Origin of the sequence: Agrobacterium sp. MA01 (genome assembly GCF_009650195.1) — a bacterium.
GTDB lineage: Bacteria > Pseudomonadota > Alphaproteobacteria > Rhizobiales > Rhizobiaceae > Allorhizobium.
Genome location: NZ_CP045854.1, coordinates 3249755 through 3265649 on the forward strand (window position 1 = coordinate 3249755; position 15895 = coordinate 3265649).

Here is a 15895-nt window from a genome sequence, read left to right on the forward strand (position 1 = left end):
TTCTCCTGGTTTTATTGGTTTGACTTCACTTCACGATGCGTCCGAGGACGATCGAATCCGGCTGATCCCATGACAGGGTGACGCCTTCCCCGACGCGAACCGGAGAGGCAAAGAAGGCCGCGTCCGTAAGGACGGCGGTGAATTCATCGGTAAAGGCGGTGGTGACGGTCAGCTTCACCTTGGCGCCGAGATATTCGACATTCGAGACGATACCGTCGAAGCCGAGACCATCGGCCGGCACAGCACCAATGCGCACATGATCCGTGCGGATGGCGATATCGGCCGCTTCATCCTCGACAGGTGCTGCACCGAGCGCGAAGAAGCGGCCGCCACCGATCACCTCGATAAACAAGCCATCGGCGGTGCGCTCGACGATGCGCCCGGTGAGCACATTGTGGTCGCCCATGAAGCGCGCGACAAAGGCCGTGGCCGGCCGCTCGAAGACAGCACGCGGCGTCGCCGCCTGCTCGATGCGCCCCTCGTTCATCACGACGATCAAATCGGCGAGCGCCATCGCCTCTTCCTGGCTGTGGGTCACATGCACGAAAGTGATGCCGAGCGAGGTCTGCAGTTTCTTCAGTTCGGCGCGCATGCGGATCTTAAGAAACGGGTCGAGCGCAGAGAGGGGCTCATCTAGCAGCAAAGCCTCGGGCCTCGTGATCAAGGCACGCGCAAGTGCTACGCGCTGCTGCTGTCCACCGGACAACTGGGCCGGACGACGCTCGGCATAGGGCTCGAGCTGCATCAGCTTGAGCATCTCCAGCGCTTGCGCGCGGCGCGTCTCCTTGTCGACACCCTTCATCTTCAGGCTGAACGCAACATTGTCGACAAGATCGAGATGCGGGAACAGCGCATAGGACTGGAACATCATCGCCGTGCCACGCTGCGCAGGCGGCAGCGTGGTCACATTGTTATTGCCGAAGACAACATCGCCAGACGACACGCTTTCATGCCCGGCGACCATTCTGAGCGTCGATGTCTTGCCGCAACCGGAAGGGCCGAGCAGGCAGCAGTAAGTACCAGCCGGAATCTTGAGGCTGATGGCATGAACTGCAGTCGCAGCACCGTAAACCTTGGTCACGGCAGCGAGTTCGATGTCGGCGGCTTTCGTCATGGCGGCTCCTTCGTCTCGCAAAGGACGATGCATAAGCCGTGCCAGTTCGACGCCACGTCGCTAAGTGCTTGAATCCCATGAAAGCAATTGCTGCAGCGCAAAAGGAATGAGCAACTGATACGACTGCATGCACAGCAATTAATCGATTGCCTTCAAATTGAGATCTAAATTGTATGCAATCTTATGGAGCCTTGGTGTCGGATAGATCTTTCGCAAGTTCGATCTGCGGGCTACAAGACTATCAGACACCGGATGATCCCATGACCGCCAACAGCTCACTCCGCAGGCAACTCGACCCCAATCTCGAAGACCGCGCCCGGGCGATCCGCGACGCTTTGCGTGACGCGATCGTCGACCGACGCCTTGCCCCCGGCACAAAGCTCTCCGAAGCCGAAGTCGGCACGCTTTTCGACGTCAGCCGGACGGTCGTGCGCGACGCGCTGCAGATGCTGGCCTTCGAGGGTCTGGTCCGCACCGAGAGAAATCGGGGGGCCTTCGTCTCCAATCCGAGCACGGAAGAGGCACGCCAGGTCTTCGCATCGCGCCGCCTGATCGAGGCCGGCATCATTGCCGCCGCCGCCGAGCGCATCACGCCTTCCGATATCGCCGCCCTGCGCGAACACCTGAAGGAAGAGGCGCGTTACCGCACCGAACGCGGCGCGAACGCAAGACGCGCCGAGATTAAGGCGTCGGGTGATTTCCACCTGATGCTGGCCAAGGTGGCGGGCAACCAAGTGCTGGAAAAATTCATGGACGAACTTGTCGCCCGCTCGTCTCTCGTCATCGCGCTTTACGGCCGCACCGGCATTTCGAGCTGCGGACATGACGAGCACGACGAAATCCTGAATGCGCTGGAAAAGGGCGACACCAAGAAGGCGACGCATCTCATGCTGCACCACATCGACCATATTGAGGCCGATCTCGACCTCACCATGGCCGAAGCCCGCACACTCAAGGACGCGCTCGCTCTCTGAACTTGTCGACCTCAGCCAACCCTGGAGCGTGTCAGCCGGATCGCTGCGCCACCTCGCGGTCGTGCTCAATGGTCTCGAGCATGGCATTTCTGGCTCCGGCCTCGTCGCCATACTCGATCCGGTTGACCAAGAGCCGGTGTTTGTCGAGGACCGCGTCCAGAAGGCAGGGATCCGGTGCCGCCATCAGCGCCTTGTAGGCCAGCGCATGGGCAAGTTCGATGACGCCGTATAGTGCCCGCACGAAGGGATTATGCGCCGAATCCGCGATGATGCGGTGCAGTTCGAAATCCGCGAGTGCAAAATTCTGCAAGGAGCCGAGCGAGGTCTCCATCTGGTGGATCCAGTAGAGCATCAGGCGGATCTGGTCGGCGGTGCGACGCCGCGCCACCTCGGCCGCCGCCTGCGGCTCCAGCGAGCGGCGCACCTCATGCAGCCCGGACAGAAACTCCGCATCAACAGGGGCTTCCAGGTGCCAGGCGAGCACCTGCGGATCATAAAGGCTCCAGCGGCTTTTCTTGGCGACCTTGGTGCCAACTTTCGGGCGGGCTTCGAGCAGCCCCTTGGCCTCCAAAGTCTTCAAGGCCTCGCGCAACACCGTGCGCGAGACCTCGAATTCCTCCATCAATTCAGCATCATTCGGCAGTGTCGTGCCGATCGGGTAACGGCCGGAGATAACCCCGGCCCCGATCTCGTTGATCACATGCGAATGGTAGTTACGCGCCGTCGACCGCCCGGACAGGGAGCGAAGAAGGCTCCCCGGCTCACTCATGCAGGGGCCTTCTTCAGGCGCGTACGCCCGGTCTGCGCGGTAAACACCAGCTTCTGAAGCAAGATGAACATGAACAGCAGGAACCCGATGGCGATTTTAGTCCACCAGCTGGAGAGCGTCCCATCGAAGACGATGTAAGTCTGGACAAGGCCCTGCAGCATGACCCCGATCAGGGTTCCGAAGATGAAACCATAACCGCCCGTCAACAAGGTTCCGCCTATCACCACGGCTGCAATCGAGTCAAGTTCGATGCCGACCGCCGCCAGCGGGTAGCCCGCGGAAGTGTAGAGCGAGTAGACGATCCCCGCGAGCCCGCCCAGGAAGGACGACAAGGCATAGATGCCGATGGTCACTTGCCCGGTCGGAACCCCCATCAGCGACGCGGAATTGACGTTGCCACCGATGGCGTAGACATAGGAGCCGAACCGCGTCTTGTGGGCGATGAACCCGAAGACGAGGAAGGTGGCGAGCATGAGCAGGCCGATGAAGCTCAGACGTCCGCCACCGGGCAGCCGGTAGTAGAGGCTGGAGATCGTCCGATAGAATTCGTGGTCGATCGGGATGGAATCCTGGCTGAGCACCGATGCCAGACCGCGAGCGAGAAACATGCCGGCCAGCGTCACGATAAAGGGTGGCACCTGGAGGAAATGAATGACCGCGCCCATCGACGCCCCGAAGGCCGCGGCCAGAACCAGCACGATCGCAAAGACCGCCATGGGATGGATGCCGACCCAGGAAATCAGAATGGCCGTGATCACGCCGGTCAGGCCGATCACCGCCCCGACGGAGAGATCGATGCCGCCGGAAATGATGACGAAGGTGGCTCCAACTGCCGCGATGCCGAGAAAGGCATTGTCCGTCAGGAAGTTGCCGAACACCCGCGTCGACCACATCGCCGGAAACTGGAAAATGCAGATGGCGTAGGCGATCACGAAGATGAGTGTGGTCGCGGCGAGAGGGCGATAACGCGGATTCATCGTGCCTGTCCCGAAGTTTGGTCTGCGGTCTTTGTGGGGGTGGTCGGAACCGCCTGGCGTGGGCCGAACTTGCGCCCGAGCAACTGGGCGATCCGGGCCGATTGCAGCACCAGAATGATGATGATCATGCCGGCCTTGACGATCAGGTTGAATTCCGGCGGGAAGCCCGAGACGAGCACGCCGGTATTCATCGCCTGGATGATGATCGCACCCATCACCGACATTGGAATAGAGAAGCGCCCGCCGAGCAGCGAGGTACCGCCGATGACGACCGCGAGGATCGCGTCGAGCTCGAGCCAGAGGCCGGCATTGTTGGCATCGGCCCCGCGAATATCGGCAGCGGCGATGATGCCGGCCATAGCTGCGCAAAATCCACCGAAGGCATAGATGCAAAGGATCACGAGCCTGCTGCGGAGCCCCGTATAATTGGCCGCCGAAAGATTGATGCCAATGGCTTCGATGAACAGGCCGATTGCCGTGCGGCGCATGAAGAGATGCGCAACGATCATGAGAACGATCGCGATGACGGCCGGCATCGGCAGTCCGAAAAGCGAACCTGTGCCGACAAAGATCAGCGCCGGATCGGAGAAGGTGACGATCGACCCCTCGGTAATCAGCTGTGCCACCCCTCGCCCCGCCACCATCAGCACCAGTGTGGCGACGAAGGGCTGGATGCCGAGATAGGCGACCAGAACTCCGTTCCAGAGACCGCACAGCACTCCGACGGCAAGCGCCGCGGCAAGCGTCACGATCAGGGGCTGCCCGGCGACGGCTGAGGTCGCAGCGACAGCTCCGGCGACCGCCATCACGGCACCAACCGAAAGGTCTACCCCCTTGGTCGCGATGATCGCGGTCATGCCGATCGCCAGGATTGCGACGGGTGCACCGCGATTGATGACGTCAATCAGGCTGCCGAACAGCCGGCCATCCTGCCATGTGATGTTGAAGAAACCGGGAAAGACCAGCCAGTTGAAGAACAGCACACCGGCCAAGGCAAGTAGCTGCGGGGAAATGATGCGCGACATGGAAAGCCTTTTCATGCCTCGACCTCCGCCGGCAGCGCGGCGATGGTCTGGACGATGACACCGGGAGTGATGTCGGCGCCATGCAGTTCGGCGACCATCTTGCGATCGCGCATGACGACAACACGCGAGGAATAGCTGACGATCTCGTCGAGCTCTGAGGATATGACGACGAGAGCCAATCCGTCTTCCCGCAATCGGCTGATCATCCGCACGATTTCGGCATGGGCACCGACATCGATGCCACGCGTCGGCTCGTCGAGGATCAGGAAACGCGGGTCGGTGGCGAGCCAGCGGGCGAGGATCACCTTCTGCTGGTTGCCGCCGGAGAGCAGCTTGACCGGAAGCTCGGCAGACGCCGTGCGGATGTCGAGCGCCTCGATAAAGTTGCCGGCAATTTCCAGCTGTTCGTCGCGGTTGAGCGCCTTGAACCAGCCGAGCCGGGCCTGCATGGCGATCACGATATTCTCGCGCACGGAGAGGTCGCCGAAGATGCCGTCGATCTTGCGATCTTCCGGGCAGAAGCCGAAGCCGAGTTCGACCGCCTCGCGCGGATTGCGCACCTGACGCGTCGAACCGTCGATCTTGATCGAGCCGCTATCGGACTGATCGATGCCGAACATCAGCCGCGCCATCTCGGTACGACCGGAGCCGAGCAGACCCGCAACACCGACGACTTCGCCGCGATGGATGTTCAGGTCGAAGGGCTGGACGCTGTTGGTGAGACCGAAACCTTCGAACTGCATCAGCGTCTCGCCGACTTCGCCCTCTTCGCCGAGAACGTCGGGATGATGGAATGCCAGGTCCTTGCCGAGCATCATGCGTACCAGGCTGGTCCGATCGAGCGAGGCAATCGCCTGCGTCCCGACAAGGCGTCCATTACGCAGAACCGTCACGCGGTCCGAGAGTTCGAAGACCTGATCGAGGAAATGGGTGATGAAGACGATGGCAAGCCCACGGTCGCGCAGTTGCCGGACGATGCCGAAGAGCTTCTCGACCTCCGACCGATCCAGACTGGCGGTCGGCTCGTCGAGGATCAGCACCTTGCCGGAGAGTTCGACGGCGCGCGCGATCGCAATGATCTGCTGGACGGCAACGGAAAAGGTCGAAAGCTCGGCCTTCACATCGATGTCGAGACCATAGGTGGTCAGTATTTCGCGGGATTCGCGCTCCATCCGACGCTTGTCGACCAGACCGAAGCGGTTGGTCGGCTGTCGGCCGATGAAGAGATTGTCGATCACGGTCATGTTCGGCAGAAGGTTGACCTCCTGATAAACCGTGCCGATGCCGAGTGCCTGGGCCTGCTGTGGCGTCGTGAAATTGACGTTCTCGCCATCGACGGAGATCATTCCGCCATCGGGAATGTAGGCGCCCGTCAGGATCTTGATCAACGTCGATTTGCCGGCACCGTTTTCGCCGAGGAGTGCGTGTACTTCGCCCCGATGAAACGCGATATCGACGCCGTCGAGCGCCGTATGATTTCCGAATGTTTTGGTGATGCCCGCCGCTGCAAGCACGATCGATGGATGCTCGGTCATTGCCTCTTCCCCCTCTCCCATGAAGCTATCCCCGATCGAAGCCGGGAGAAAGCGACAGAGACCCCGCCACCAGGGTGGGGCGGGGTCTCGGCCGGGAGGGTTACCTTAGTAACCGAGGCCCTTGCGGTTGTCATACTCGCCCTGCGGGTTGTCCGCAGGCGTGTAGAGCTTGGATTCCGTGATGATGAACTTCTCCGGCTGCTTGCCGTCCTTCATGAATGCGTCGAGCGCATCGAAGGCAGGGCCTGCCATGTTCGGCGTCAGTTCCACGGTCGCATTGGCTTCACCGGCAACCATGGCGGCGAAGATATCCGGAACAGCGTCAATCGAGACGACGAGAATGTCAGTGCCCGGCTTAAGGCCGGCATCCTTGATCGCCTGGATGGCGCCGACGGCCATGTCGTCGTTGTGGGCGTACATGGCGCAGATGTCCTTGCCGCCATTTTCGGCCTTCAGGAAGCCTTCCATGACTTCCTTACCCTTGGCGCGGGTGAAGTCACCGGTCTGGCTGCGGGCAATGGTGATGTTCGCCTTGCCGGCAATAGCCTCTTCGAAGCCCTTCTTGCGGTTGATCGCAGGCGTTGAACCGACGGTACCCTGAAGCTCAACGACCTTGCACGGCTTGTCGCCGACGGTGTTGACAAGCCATTCGCCGGCAACGCGGCCTTCCTTCACCTGGTCGGAAGCGACCGAGGTCAGGTAAAGATCCTGCGGAGCGTCAACGCCGCGGTCGAGCAGGATGACCGGGATTTCGGCTTCCTTGGCTTCGGTCAGAACGTCTTCCCAGCCAGTTGCGACGACAGGTGCGACGAGAATGGCATCTACGCCCTGGGCGATGAAGCCTCTGATAGCCTTGATCTGGTTTTCCTGCTTCTGCTGTGCGTCGGCGAACTTCAGTTCGATGCCGCGCTTTTCAGCCTCAAGCTTGGTGACGGAAGTTTCAGCAGCGCGCCAGCCGGATTCCGAACCGATCTGCGAGAAGCCAACGGTCAGGTCTGCAGCCATGGCAGACGAGCAGCCGAGTGCAATCACGCTTGCGCTGAGCGCAAGCTTGCGAAGAAATGTCATGATGTCCTCCCTTGAAAAGACACCGCCTCCACGGTGCCTGGCATTATGCATAGGCAAAGGCTCGAGACCTGTAAAGTCCAAAAGTACTATTATATGTTGTGCATCGCAGCATAAACTTTAGCTACACTTCACCGTCCCACACTGCAACCTCGAAGGTCGAAAGGTTAACCGACCCGACCGCACTGGCCGAGTATAGGCAAAGCAGGAGAACGAGAAAGCCCTGAAATACAGGGGTTACGGCTCGCCCTCCCTAAATTTCGTAATTTTCTGTTAACCAGTTTTCTTTATATTTCCCGACGCACGATGCCTGTGCCTCCGCATGAGCGATTCCGGCTCCCGCTATTCGAGACAGGAATACCCAATGGCAGTGATCACCTTCGCGAATACGAAGGGTGGCGCAGGAAAAACAACTGCGGCCCTCCTTCTGACCACTGAACTTCTCCACCGCAACTATCGAGTTTGCGTGATAGACGCCGACCCCCAGCGGTGGTTCTCGAAGTGGTACGAAGGCGCAGCATTGATGCCGAGGCTCTCCATCGAAACCTATGTGTCGGCGCCGACGATCCAGAAGATCGTCCACGAGCGCCGCAGCCAGTGGGATTTCGTCATCATCGATCTGCCGGGCCTACAGTCACCCCTGCTCGCCTCGGCCGTCGGCTTGTCGGATCACGTCATCGTTCCGATCCAGGGCTCGAGCATGGACGCCCAGGGCGGCGCTCAGGTCCTCGATCTCCTGCGCTACCTCGACCGTAAGGCCGGCATCCGCATCCCGCATTCCGTCGTCCTGTCCAGGGTCAATCCGGCCATCACAACGCGATCGATGCAGGCGGTGAAGCGTCTGCTGTCGGAACAGGACATCCGTGTCTTCGACACACCGATTGCCGAACGCGCCGCCTTCCGCGAAATGTTTGACATGCATCGCCCGCTTCGAAAGCTGGACAACGCCCAGACTCCAGGCAGCGAGAAGGCGATTTTGAATGCACAGGCCTTCGCAGACGAAGTGTTGTCGCACGTCGACGTCGGCGCGGCGGCGGCCCCGGCCTATGCAACACGACGCGATCTACAGACCCTGGACACGGCGGCCTGAAGGGCGCGCATCGAAAACACAACCGGCGGCCCTGAGGCCACTCGCGTCCATGCGTACCGGCAAGGCCTGCGCCTAGGTAGCCCAGAAGGGCTTTTGTCCGATTATGCAGACACGGCGTCACCTCGGCGCTCGACCGGCGACATTCTGCTACAAACATGGGAATTTCAGAAGCTGTTTGCTATCAGAGCTGGCCCCTAACACTTGATGAAGTCGCAGCTCCACCAGGGGCCGCGCCCAAGCGACGCCGCTTTCGGGCAGAATCGCAAGCAAAGTGTGATGGTCAGTCAGCGTCGGCCGGAAGACTTAAGGGGGCTTACGCCCCCGGAGTTATTTCAGGCTGCCATGCCCCAGGCGGACGGGTCGTCATCGCCGAACATGCGCTCGAGGCTGAGGAAGCAGATCATGCTCTTGTCATGGGCGATGATGCCATCGGAGAAGGCTGCACTTGGACCGGTCGCGGCAGGAAGAGGCTGCAGCGTGCTGCCAGACACGGTCAGAATGTCGGAGACGCCGTCGACCAGCAGACCGACGGTCATGCCGTTGACTTCGGTGACGACCACGGCACTGCGCTCCGTCGCCTGGGCGGCCGGCATGCCGAGCTTCACGGCGAGATCGACGATCGGGATGACCGTTCCGCGAAGGTTCATGACGCCGAGAACTTCATAGGGCGAGTGCGGGATGGGCGTAACCGGAGCCCAACCGCGGATTTCGCGGATCGATGTCGTCTTGACGCAGAACTCCTGTTGATGAAGCCGAAAGGCGATGATTTCGAGGGCATCGGCGGTGTTCGACGTCGTATTCATCTGCGATTTCCTCCTGCTGCAAGCCTGCGTCGGCTGGCACCGTGTCACGATATTGGTTCACCGGGGATCCCGGCGGCAGAGGCCTGCCCTGCACTCCAAATCAATTTAGCCCACCAGTAATTAAAGAATATCTAAATCAATCAGGAGAATCCGCAACTGGTGCCACGGACATGGCCGTCATCGGGCGAGCATGGTGAAATGCGCCATCTGTCCGGCACTCCACCAGGAAAATTCTTGCAGCAGCGAGGGCTCGACCGCGCCGATCCGACCACCGTGAATGCTGAGTCTCCCCTGCGTCGTCGCGATCGCCAGTACATTTCCAACGTGCTGGCGAGACACCTGAAACCGCTGCGACAATGCATCATAGGTGAGCGCAAGCGGCCAGTCTTCACCCAGCGCGCCGGCCAGGTGGGCACCCATGACTGCACAAAGAATGAGATATCCGCTGTCGCGACCGGTAAAGTCGACGACCGTCTCGAAGGGCGTGAACAGGACATCCATCGACTGGAAGGCAATGGTCGATCGGCCGATCAGGCGGTAGACCAGCGACACATCGGCGTCCAGGGCCTCCCGAAGCGAATGGCCTTCAAGCAGGGCGGAAGAGGAAATGAAGGCAAGAGGGGAGCGGGCGATCTCCATGACGAGGGGCGGCGTTGGACGCAACCTGATCTCTCGCCGGTCTCGCGCATTCTGTTCTGCCACGACATAGCCACCGGCCCGCAGGCCCGAAATGAGATCACTGACCTGGCGTGCGCTGCCGGGCACCAACGTCTGCAGCAGGGTCATGGTCGGCGCAGGGCCCGTGCCCTCCTCGAAACGTGCCGACAGCCCGATCAGCATATAGCAGGTGATGTAGCGCATCTTCTGCGCGAAGATCTTGTTGGCTGGCCAGCGGAAGGCATTGGCTTCCACCATGCTGCGGCAATAGGCGAGCACAGCCCTGTCGAAGCCGGAATGGCCAAGATAGCCGCTCGCCAATTGCCACACGGGTTCCCCGAGATGCTTCTCGACACCGGGATGGACGACCAATCGGTCCCGATCAAGTTTGGCACGCAATTGATCCATGGGCACAACTCCAGATCAGAGTTGCGCATAGGACGGCAATTCACCGATGCCGTCGATTGGTAATTTTAGTAGTGAGCCCTAATCAACGAAGATCTGAAGGCACCATGGGACGCATCGCTCCGCTTCAGGGAACGCGTTTGGCAAGATCATAGGCTGCGGCGCATCGCTGGCCGGATGCGCAATAAGCGAGGATCGGTCCCGACTGCCGGCTGATGATCGCTTTCAGCTCGCGCGCCTGATCAAGGGATATGGAGCCCGGGACTACCGGAAGATAATGCGCGTCGAGCCCGACCTCACGGGCTGAATTTGCAATTTCGTCAAAGGCCGGCTGAAAGAAGCCTTCTTTGTCCGGCCGCATGCAGACGACGGCCTTGAAGCCGAGTTCGGCAATCGCTTGCAGCTCCTGCGGCTTGATCTGTCCGGTGACATGGAAACTTGGATCGATGCTGCGAATGCTCATGAGAACTCCTTCTTGAGACGGCTGCCCACCGAAGTCGCCGCTTTACACATAACGTTTTTTATATATTTAAGATCTGTCGTAGGTGTCAACACTTGCCAGTGCCGATTTCTCATATATATTCGTATCTATGAAGATTGATCCTGAACAGATGAAGGCTGGTGCCGATATGGCCAGCGAACTCCTCAAGTCGCTATCCAATCGATATCGACTGCTGATCCTCTGCCGCCTTGCCGACGGCGAGCATTCCGTCGGTCAGCTTGCCGAATTCCTCGGGATTCGCGACAGCACCGTGTCGCAGCATCTGGCGTTGTTGCGCCGGGAAAAGATCATCATGGGACGGCGTGACGGTCAGACCATCTGGTACCGGATCGAGAGCGAACCGGCGCGCGCCATCATCGGCACTCTATACGACAGCTTCTGCAAAACATCCGACTGCGCCGCCTGACGCGGCAGCCGACACCGTCATCCATTCTGCGGATGACGGCTTGACACAAGCTTATCTAATATATACGTATCATCGTAGATATGTATCTTAAGGAGAAAAACATGTCGATCGATCGCGCCGTTCTCGTCTTTGCAGGGTTCATGATCCTGCTTTCCCTCCTGCTGACATACTTCGTGCATCCAGGTTTCGTCTGGTTCACCGCTTTTATCGGCGTGAACATGATACAGTCGGCCTTCACCGGCTTCTGCCCGGCGGCCACGATTTTCCGCAAGCTGGGGCTTCGCCCCGGCACAGCATTCTAAGGAACAAGTCATGCCGAAATCCGCCTTCATCGCCCTGTTTGCGGCTGCGACAGCCATGGGACTGACCGTCAGCCATGCCGCTGATCTCAAACTCGAAGCCGTCGACATCACAGAGATGAAGGCGGTCTACGGCCAGATCCAGCCACGCAACAGCGTACTGGCCCGAGCAAGGCTGGGCGGCACCCTCGTCCAGCTGAATGTCACCGAAGGCGACATCGTCAAGGCTGGCGATGTGATCGCCGAGGTGAAGGACGACAAGATCGACTTCCAGATCAAGGCCGTCGATGCCCAGCTTCAGGGCCTGAACGCTTCTCTGCGGGATGCTCAGGTCGAACTGGATCGTGCTGACCGGCTGGTGCGCAGTGGCGCTACCAGCACCCAGCGCCTCGATCAGTTGAAGACCCAGCTGGACGTCATGACCAACCAGGTACGCCAGGCAGAAGCCCAGCGCTCCGTTCTAGTCCAGCAGGCGTCGGAAGGCGCAGTGCTGGCCCCCTCTGAAGGGCGTATCATCGCCGTTCCCGTGACCAGCGATTCCGTCGTCATGGCAGGCGAGACGATTGCGACCATCGCCGGCGGCGGCTTCTTCCTGCGGCTCGCGATCCCCGAGCGTCATGCACAGGACCTGACACAGGGGGCGCCGATCCGCATCGAAGCGAGCGGCACGACGCTCGAAGGCGAACTCGTGAAGATCTATCCGCAGATCGAAGGTGGCCGGGTGACAGCCGATGTCGAGGTAGACGGACTCGATACCGATTTCGTCGCGGCAAGGGTTTTGGTGGAACTGCCGATCGGCAAACGCCGGGCACTCGTGGTGCCGGCAGCCTCCCTGTCGAACAGGTCAGGCGTCAACTTCGTCGCCGTGCGTGAAAACGATCAGGTCGTCGAGCGCGCCGTGGTCGCTGGCGAAACCCTGGAGATCGGCGGAGTGACACAGGTCGAAATACTCTCAGGCCTCGCGGCCGGCGATATCGTGGTGACAGAATGAGCACTCCCGTCGACAACTCACCCAATCCCGCAGGGCCGGATGACGACACGCCAATGACCAATCTGGGCATTGCCGGTCATTTGACACGCGCCTTCATCAAGTCGCCGCTAACACCACTCTTCCTGATCGCCGCCTTCGCCTTCGGTCTTGTGGCCCTGCTCTCGCTCCCGCGTGAGGAAGAGCCACAGATCTCCGTGCCCATGGTCGACATCATCGTCCAGGCCCCGGGCCTGCGCGCCGACGATGCGCAGAAGCTGATCACCGAGCCGCTGGAAACCATCGTCAAGAGCATCAACGGCGTCGAGCACATCTACTCCCAGTCCATGGACAACATGGTCATGGTCACCGCCCGCTTCCTGGTCGGCACCTCCGCGGATGCCGCGGTGCTGCGCGTCCACGACAAGGTGCGCGCCAACATCGACCGCATCCCCGTCGGCATCGCCGAGCCCAAGGTGGTCGGCCGTGGCATCGATGACGTTGCGATCGTCACCCTCACTTTCTCCCCGACGAAAGACGCGAGCGGCCATGTGGGCGCAAACGACCTGACCCGGATCGTCCGCGAAGTCCGCAACGAGGTCGCCAAGGTCGATAATGTTGGCCTCACCTATGTCGTCGGCGAAACCAACGAGATCATCCGCATCTCGCCACAGCCGGAAAAGCTCGCCCTTTACGGCATCACGCTGCAGCAGCTTGCCGGCAAGGTCGGTGGCGCCAATACGGCGATGCCGGCCTCTCAGGTCCGCGAAAACGGTCGTCAGATCGATGTAATCGCCGGCGAAACCCTCGCTTCCCCGGCCGAGATCGGCAATCTCCTGCTGACGGCCCGCGATGGCAGGCCGGTCTATGTCCGCGATGTCGCGACCATCGACTTTGCCACAGACACCAGCGAAGCCCTCGTTTCCACCCTGCGCAAGGACGGCGATACCGTCGAACGCGTGCCCTCTGTCACACTTGCCATCGCCAAGCGCGCCGGCTCCAACGCGGTCGTGGTCGCCGAGGCGATCCTCGAGCGCGTCGAAGCCCTGGAAGGCAAGCTGATCCCAGAGGACATCCGTGTCGAGGTCACCCGTGACTACGGCGAAACCGCGAATGAAAAGGCGAACGAGCTCCTCTATCACTTGGGCCTCGCGACCGTTTCGATCATCGCGCTGGTCTGGCTGGCGATCGGCAGACGCGAAGCGCTGGTCGTGGCGATCGTTATTCCCGTGACGATCCTGCTCACCCTCTTCGCTTCCTGGCTGATGGGCTACACGCTAAATCGGGTGTCGCTCTTCGCGCTCATCTTCTCGATCGGCATTCTCGTCGACGACGCCATCGTCGTCATCGAGAATATCGCCCGCCACTGGGGCATGGGCGACAAGCGCTCGCGCCAGCGCAGCGCCATCGAGGCGGTAGCCGAGGTCGGCAATCCGACGATCGTCGCGACACTGACCGTCGTCGCCGCCCTCCTGCCGATGCTCTTCGTCTCCGGCATGATGGGCCCCTATATGAGCCCGATCCCGGCCAATGCCTCGGCCGCGATGATCTTCTCCTTCTTCGTCGCCGTCATGGTCACTCCCTGGCTGATGCTGAAGGTCGCCGGCAACGCACCCGTGCACACCCATGCCGATCACGAGACCGGCGGCATACTGGGCCGGATGTACGCGGCAACCGCCCGCCCCATCCTCGCAACAAAGACCCGCAGCTGGGTCTTCCTGATCCTCGTCGGCGTACTGACGCTCGGATCGCTGAGCCTCTTCTACACGAAGCATGTCACGGTGAAGCTGCTTCCCTTCGACAACAAGTCGGAGCTGCAGGTCACCATCGACCTGCCGGAAGGCTCATCCGTCGAGGCGACCGATGCCGTAGCCCAGGCCGTGGGGCGCACCGTGCTCGATATGCCGGAAGTGGTCTCCGTCCAAACGCATGCCGGAACAGCAGCCCCCTTCAACTTCAACGGTCTTGTCCGCCACGCCTATATGCGCGCCGCTTCCTATCAGGGTGACGTGGCCATCAACCTGACGCCCAAGGCGGAGCGTGATCGCACGAGCCACGACATTGCGCTTGATATCCGCCGGAAGATTTCGGGCATTGCCATGCCCGAGGGCACCAGCCTCAAGGTCGTCGAGCCACCGCCGGGACCGCCGGTCATGGCAACCCTGCTCGCCGAGATCTATGGCCCAACGCCTGAGATCCGCCGCGCCGTGGCCGAAAAGGTCGAGGCAGCCTTCCGCTCGGTGCCCTTCATCGTCGACGTCGACAACTCCTATGGCGTGGAAGCACCGCGCAAGCGGCTGGTCATCTCGACCGACGACGCGGAATTCTACCGTGTCGAGGAAGGCGATGTCTTCGACACCATCGCGATCCTCGCGAACGGCAAGACCATCGGCTACTCGCATCGCGGCGAAGGCCGTCCGCCGATCCCGATCCGGCTGGAACGCGCCAAGAGTGAGAAGGTGATCGACGAGCGTTTGCTCTCGACGCCGATGCCGGCCAATGTCCTGCCCGGCGACAAGGGTGTCGTCGAACTCGGCGACGTCGTGCGCGTCATCGACGAAAAGACCACGCTGCCGATCTTCCGTCACAACGGCATCAATGCCGAGATGGTGACGGCAGAACTCGCCGGCGACTTCGAGGCCCCCCTCTACGGCATGCTCGCCGTGCAGGAAGCGATCGACGCGCAGGACTGGACGGGACTTCCCAAGCCGGTGATCTCCCTCAACGGCCAGCCGACCAACGAAGATCAGGCAACGCTTCTCTGGGATGGCGAATGGGAAGTCACCTGGGTGACCTTCCGCGACATGGGCGCCGCCTTCATGATTGCGCTCCTCGGCATCTATATCCTCGTCGTCGCCCAGTTCGGTTCGTTCAAGGTGCCGCTGGTCATCCTGACGCCGGTGCCGCTGACCTTCATCGGCATCCTCGGCGGCCACTGGCTCTTCGGTGCACCATTCTCAGCGACCTCGATGATCGGCTTCATCGCGCTCGCCGGCATCATCGTCCGCAACTCGATCCTGCTGGTGGATTTCATCCGCCACGCCGATCACACCGGGAAAACACTGACCGATGTCCTGATCGAAGCCGGTTCGATCCGCTTCAAGCCGATACTCCTGACGGCGCTTGCGGCGATCATCGGTGCAGCCGTCATCCTGACCGACCCGATCTTCCAGGGGCTGGCGATCTCGCTGCTCTTTGGCCTGATCTCGTCGACCCTGCTGACGGTCCTGGTGATCCCCGCAATCTACCGGGTGCTACGCACCTGAAAGGACTGACCTGAGGACATATGGCCGCGCGGCAAGCGCGG

The 15895-nt window shown here is 60.9% G+C and carries 15 protein-coding genes; 6 read left to right on the forward strand and 9 right to left on the reverse strand.

Annotation, left to right across the window (positions count from 1 at the left end):
• Window positions 1-25: 25 nt before the first annotated feature.
• Window positions 26-1114: an ABC transporter ATP-binding protein gene (locus GH983_RS15710; RefSeq protein WP_069043253.1), complete on the reverse strand. Its 1089-nt coding sequence runs from the start codon at window positions 1112-1114 to the stop codon at window positions 26-28.
• Window positions 1115-1374: 260 nt separating this feature from the next.
• Between GH983_RS15710 and GH983_RS15715 the strand changes: the two genes are divergently transcribed.
• Window positions 1375-2088 (forward strand): GntR family transcriptional regulator, encoded by a 714-nt coding sequence (locus GH983_RS15715; protein WP_054147840.1) that lies wholly within the window; start codon window positions 1375-1377, stop codon window positions 2086-2088.
• A gap of 31 nt (window positions 2089-2119) precedes the next feature.
• Here the strand turns inward: GH983_RS15715 and GH983_RS15720 are convergent, their stop codons facing one another.
• The 5 genes from GH983_RS15720 to ytfQ all read right to left on the reverse strand — a co-directional run bounded on the left by GH983_RS15720 (window position 2120) and on the right by ytfQ (window position 7462).
• Window positions 2120-2857 (reverse strand): FadR/GntR family transcriptional regulator, encoded by a 738-nt coding sequence (locus tag GH983_RS15720; RefSeq protein ID WP_069043252.1) that lies wholly within the window; start codon window positions 2855-2857, stop codon window positions 2120-2122.
• A complete protein-coding gene (gene yjfF / locus GH983_RS15725; protein ID WP_054147838.1) occupies window positions 2854-3834 on the reverse strand; it encodes a galactofuranose ABC transporter, permease protein YjfF in 981 nt (326 codons plus the stop codon). The genes GH983_RS15720 and yjfF overlap by 4 nt, the downstream gene beginning before the upstream one ends.
• A complete protein-coding gene (locus GH983_RS15730) occupies window positions 3831-4874 on the reverse strand; it encodes an ABC transporter permease (RefSeq protein WP_054147837.1) in 1044 nt (347 codons plus the stop codon). The genes yjfF and GH983_RS15730 overlap by 4 nt, the downstream gene beginning before the upstream one ends.
• Entirely contained in the window at window positions 4871-6394 is a 1524-nt protein-coding gene (locus GH983_RS15735; RefSeq protein WP_153762886.1) for a sugar ABC transporter ATP-binding protein, read from the reverse strand. Before GH983_RS15735 ends, GH983_RS15730 begins: the two co-directional genes overlap by 4 nt.
• Window positions 6395-6499: 105 nt before the next feature.
• Window positions 6500-7462: a galactofuranose ABC transporter, galactofuranose-binding protein YtfQ gene (gene ytfQ / locus GH983_RS15740; protein WP_054147835.1), complete on the reverse strand. Its 963-nt coding sequence runs from the start codon at window positions 7460-7462 to the stop codon at window positions 6500-6502.
• A 361-nt stretch (window positions 7463-7823) separates the two neighbouring features.
• Here ytfQ and GH983_RS15745 point away from each other — a divergent pair, with 361 nt between their 5' ends.
• Entirely contained in the window at window positions 7824-8549 is a 726-nt protein-coding gene (locus GH983_RS15745) for a ParA family protein (RefSeq protein WP_153762887.1), read from the forward strand.
• A 332-nt stretch (window positions 8550-8881) separates the two neighbouring features.
• On the opposite strand, the gene GH983_RS15750 is transcribed toward GH983_RS15745, so the two are convergent.
• From GH983_RS15750 to GH983_RS15760, 3 genes are all read right to left on the reverse strand, one after another.
• Window positions 8882-9352: a chemotaxis protein CheW gene (locus tag GH983_RS15750; protein ID WP_054147833.1), complete on the reverse strand. Its 471-nt coding sequence runs from the start codon at window positions 9350-9352 to the stop codon at window positions 8882-8884.
• Window positions 9353-9529: 177 nt separating this feature from the next.
• The gene (locus GH983_RS15755; protein WP_153762888.1) at window positions 9530-10417 is read right to left on the reverse strand and encodes a MarR family transcriptional regulator; all 888 of its coding nucleotides are present in this window, start codon (window positions 10415-10417) and stop codon (window positions 9530-9532) included.
• A 124-nt stretch (window positions 10418-10541) separates the two neighbouring features.
• Entirely contained in the window at window positions 10542-10877 is a 336-nt protein-coding gene (locus GH983_RS15760; RefSeq protein WP_153762889.1) for a TIGR01244 family sulfur transferase, read from the reverse strand.
• 127 nt (window positions 10878-11004) lie between these two features.
• On the opposite strand from GH983_RS15760, the gene GH983_RS15765 reads away from it, so the two are divergent.
• From GH983_RS15765 to GH983_RS15780, 4 genes are all read left to right on the forward strand, one after another.
• A complete protein-coding gene (locus GH983_RS15765) occupies window positions 11005-11322 on the forward strand; it encodes a metalloregulator ArsR/SmtB family transcription factor (protein WP_006724804.1) in 318 nt (105 codons plus the stop codon).
• Between the two features lie 101 nt (window positions 11323-11423).
• Window positions 11424-11624 carry a DUF2892 domain-containing protein gene (locus GH983_RS15770; RefSeq protein WP_006724805.1) on the forward strand — a complete coding sequence of 67 codons (201 nt, stop codon included), beginning with the start codon at window positions 11424-11426 and terminating at the stop codon, window positions 11622-11624.
• A 10-nt stretch (window positions 11625-11634) separates the two neighbouring features.
• On the forward strand, window positions 11635-12612 hold the full coding sequence (locus tag GH983_RS15775) for an efflux RND transporter periplasmic adaptor subunit (RefSeq protein ID WP_083229674.1): 978 nt from the start codon (window positions 11635-11637) through the stop codon (window positions 12610-12612).
• A 53-nt stretch (window positions 12613-12665) separates the two neighbouring features.
• A complete protein-coding gene (locus tag GH983_RS15780; protein WP_153763625.1) occupies window positions 12666-15854 on the forward strand; it encodes an efflux RND transporter permease subunit in 3189 nt (1062 codons plus the stop codon).
• Window positions 15855-15895: the final 41 nt, after the last annotated feature.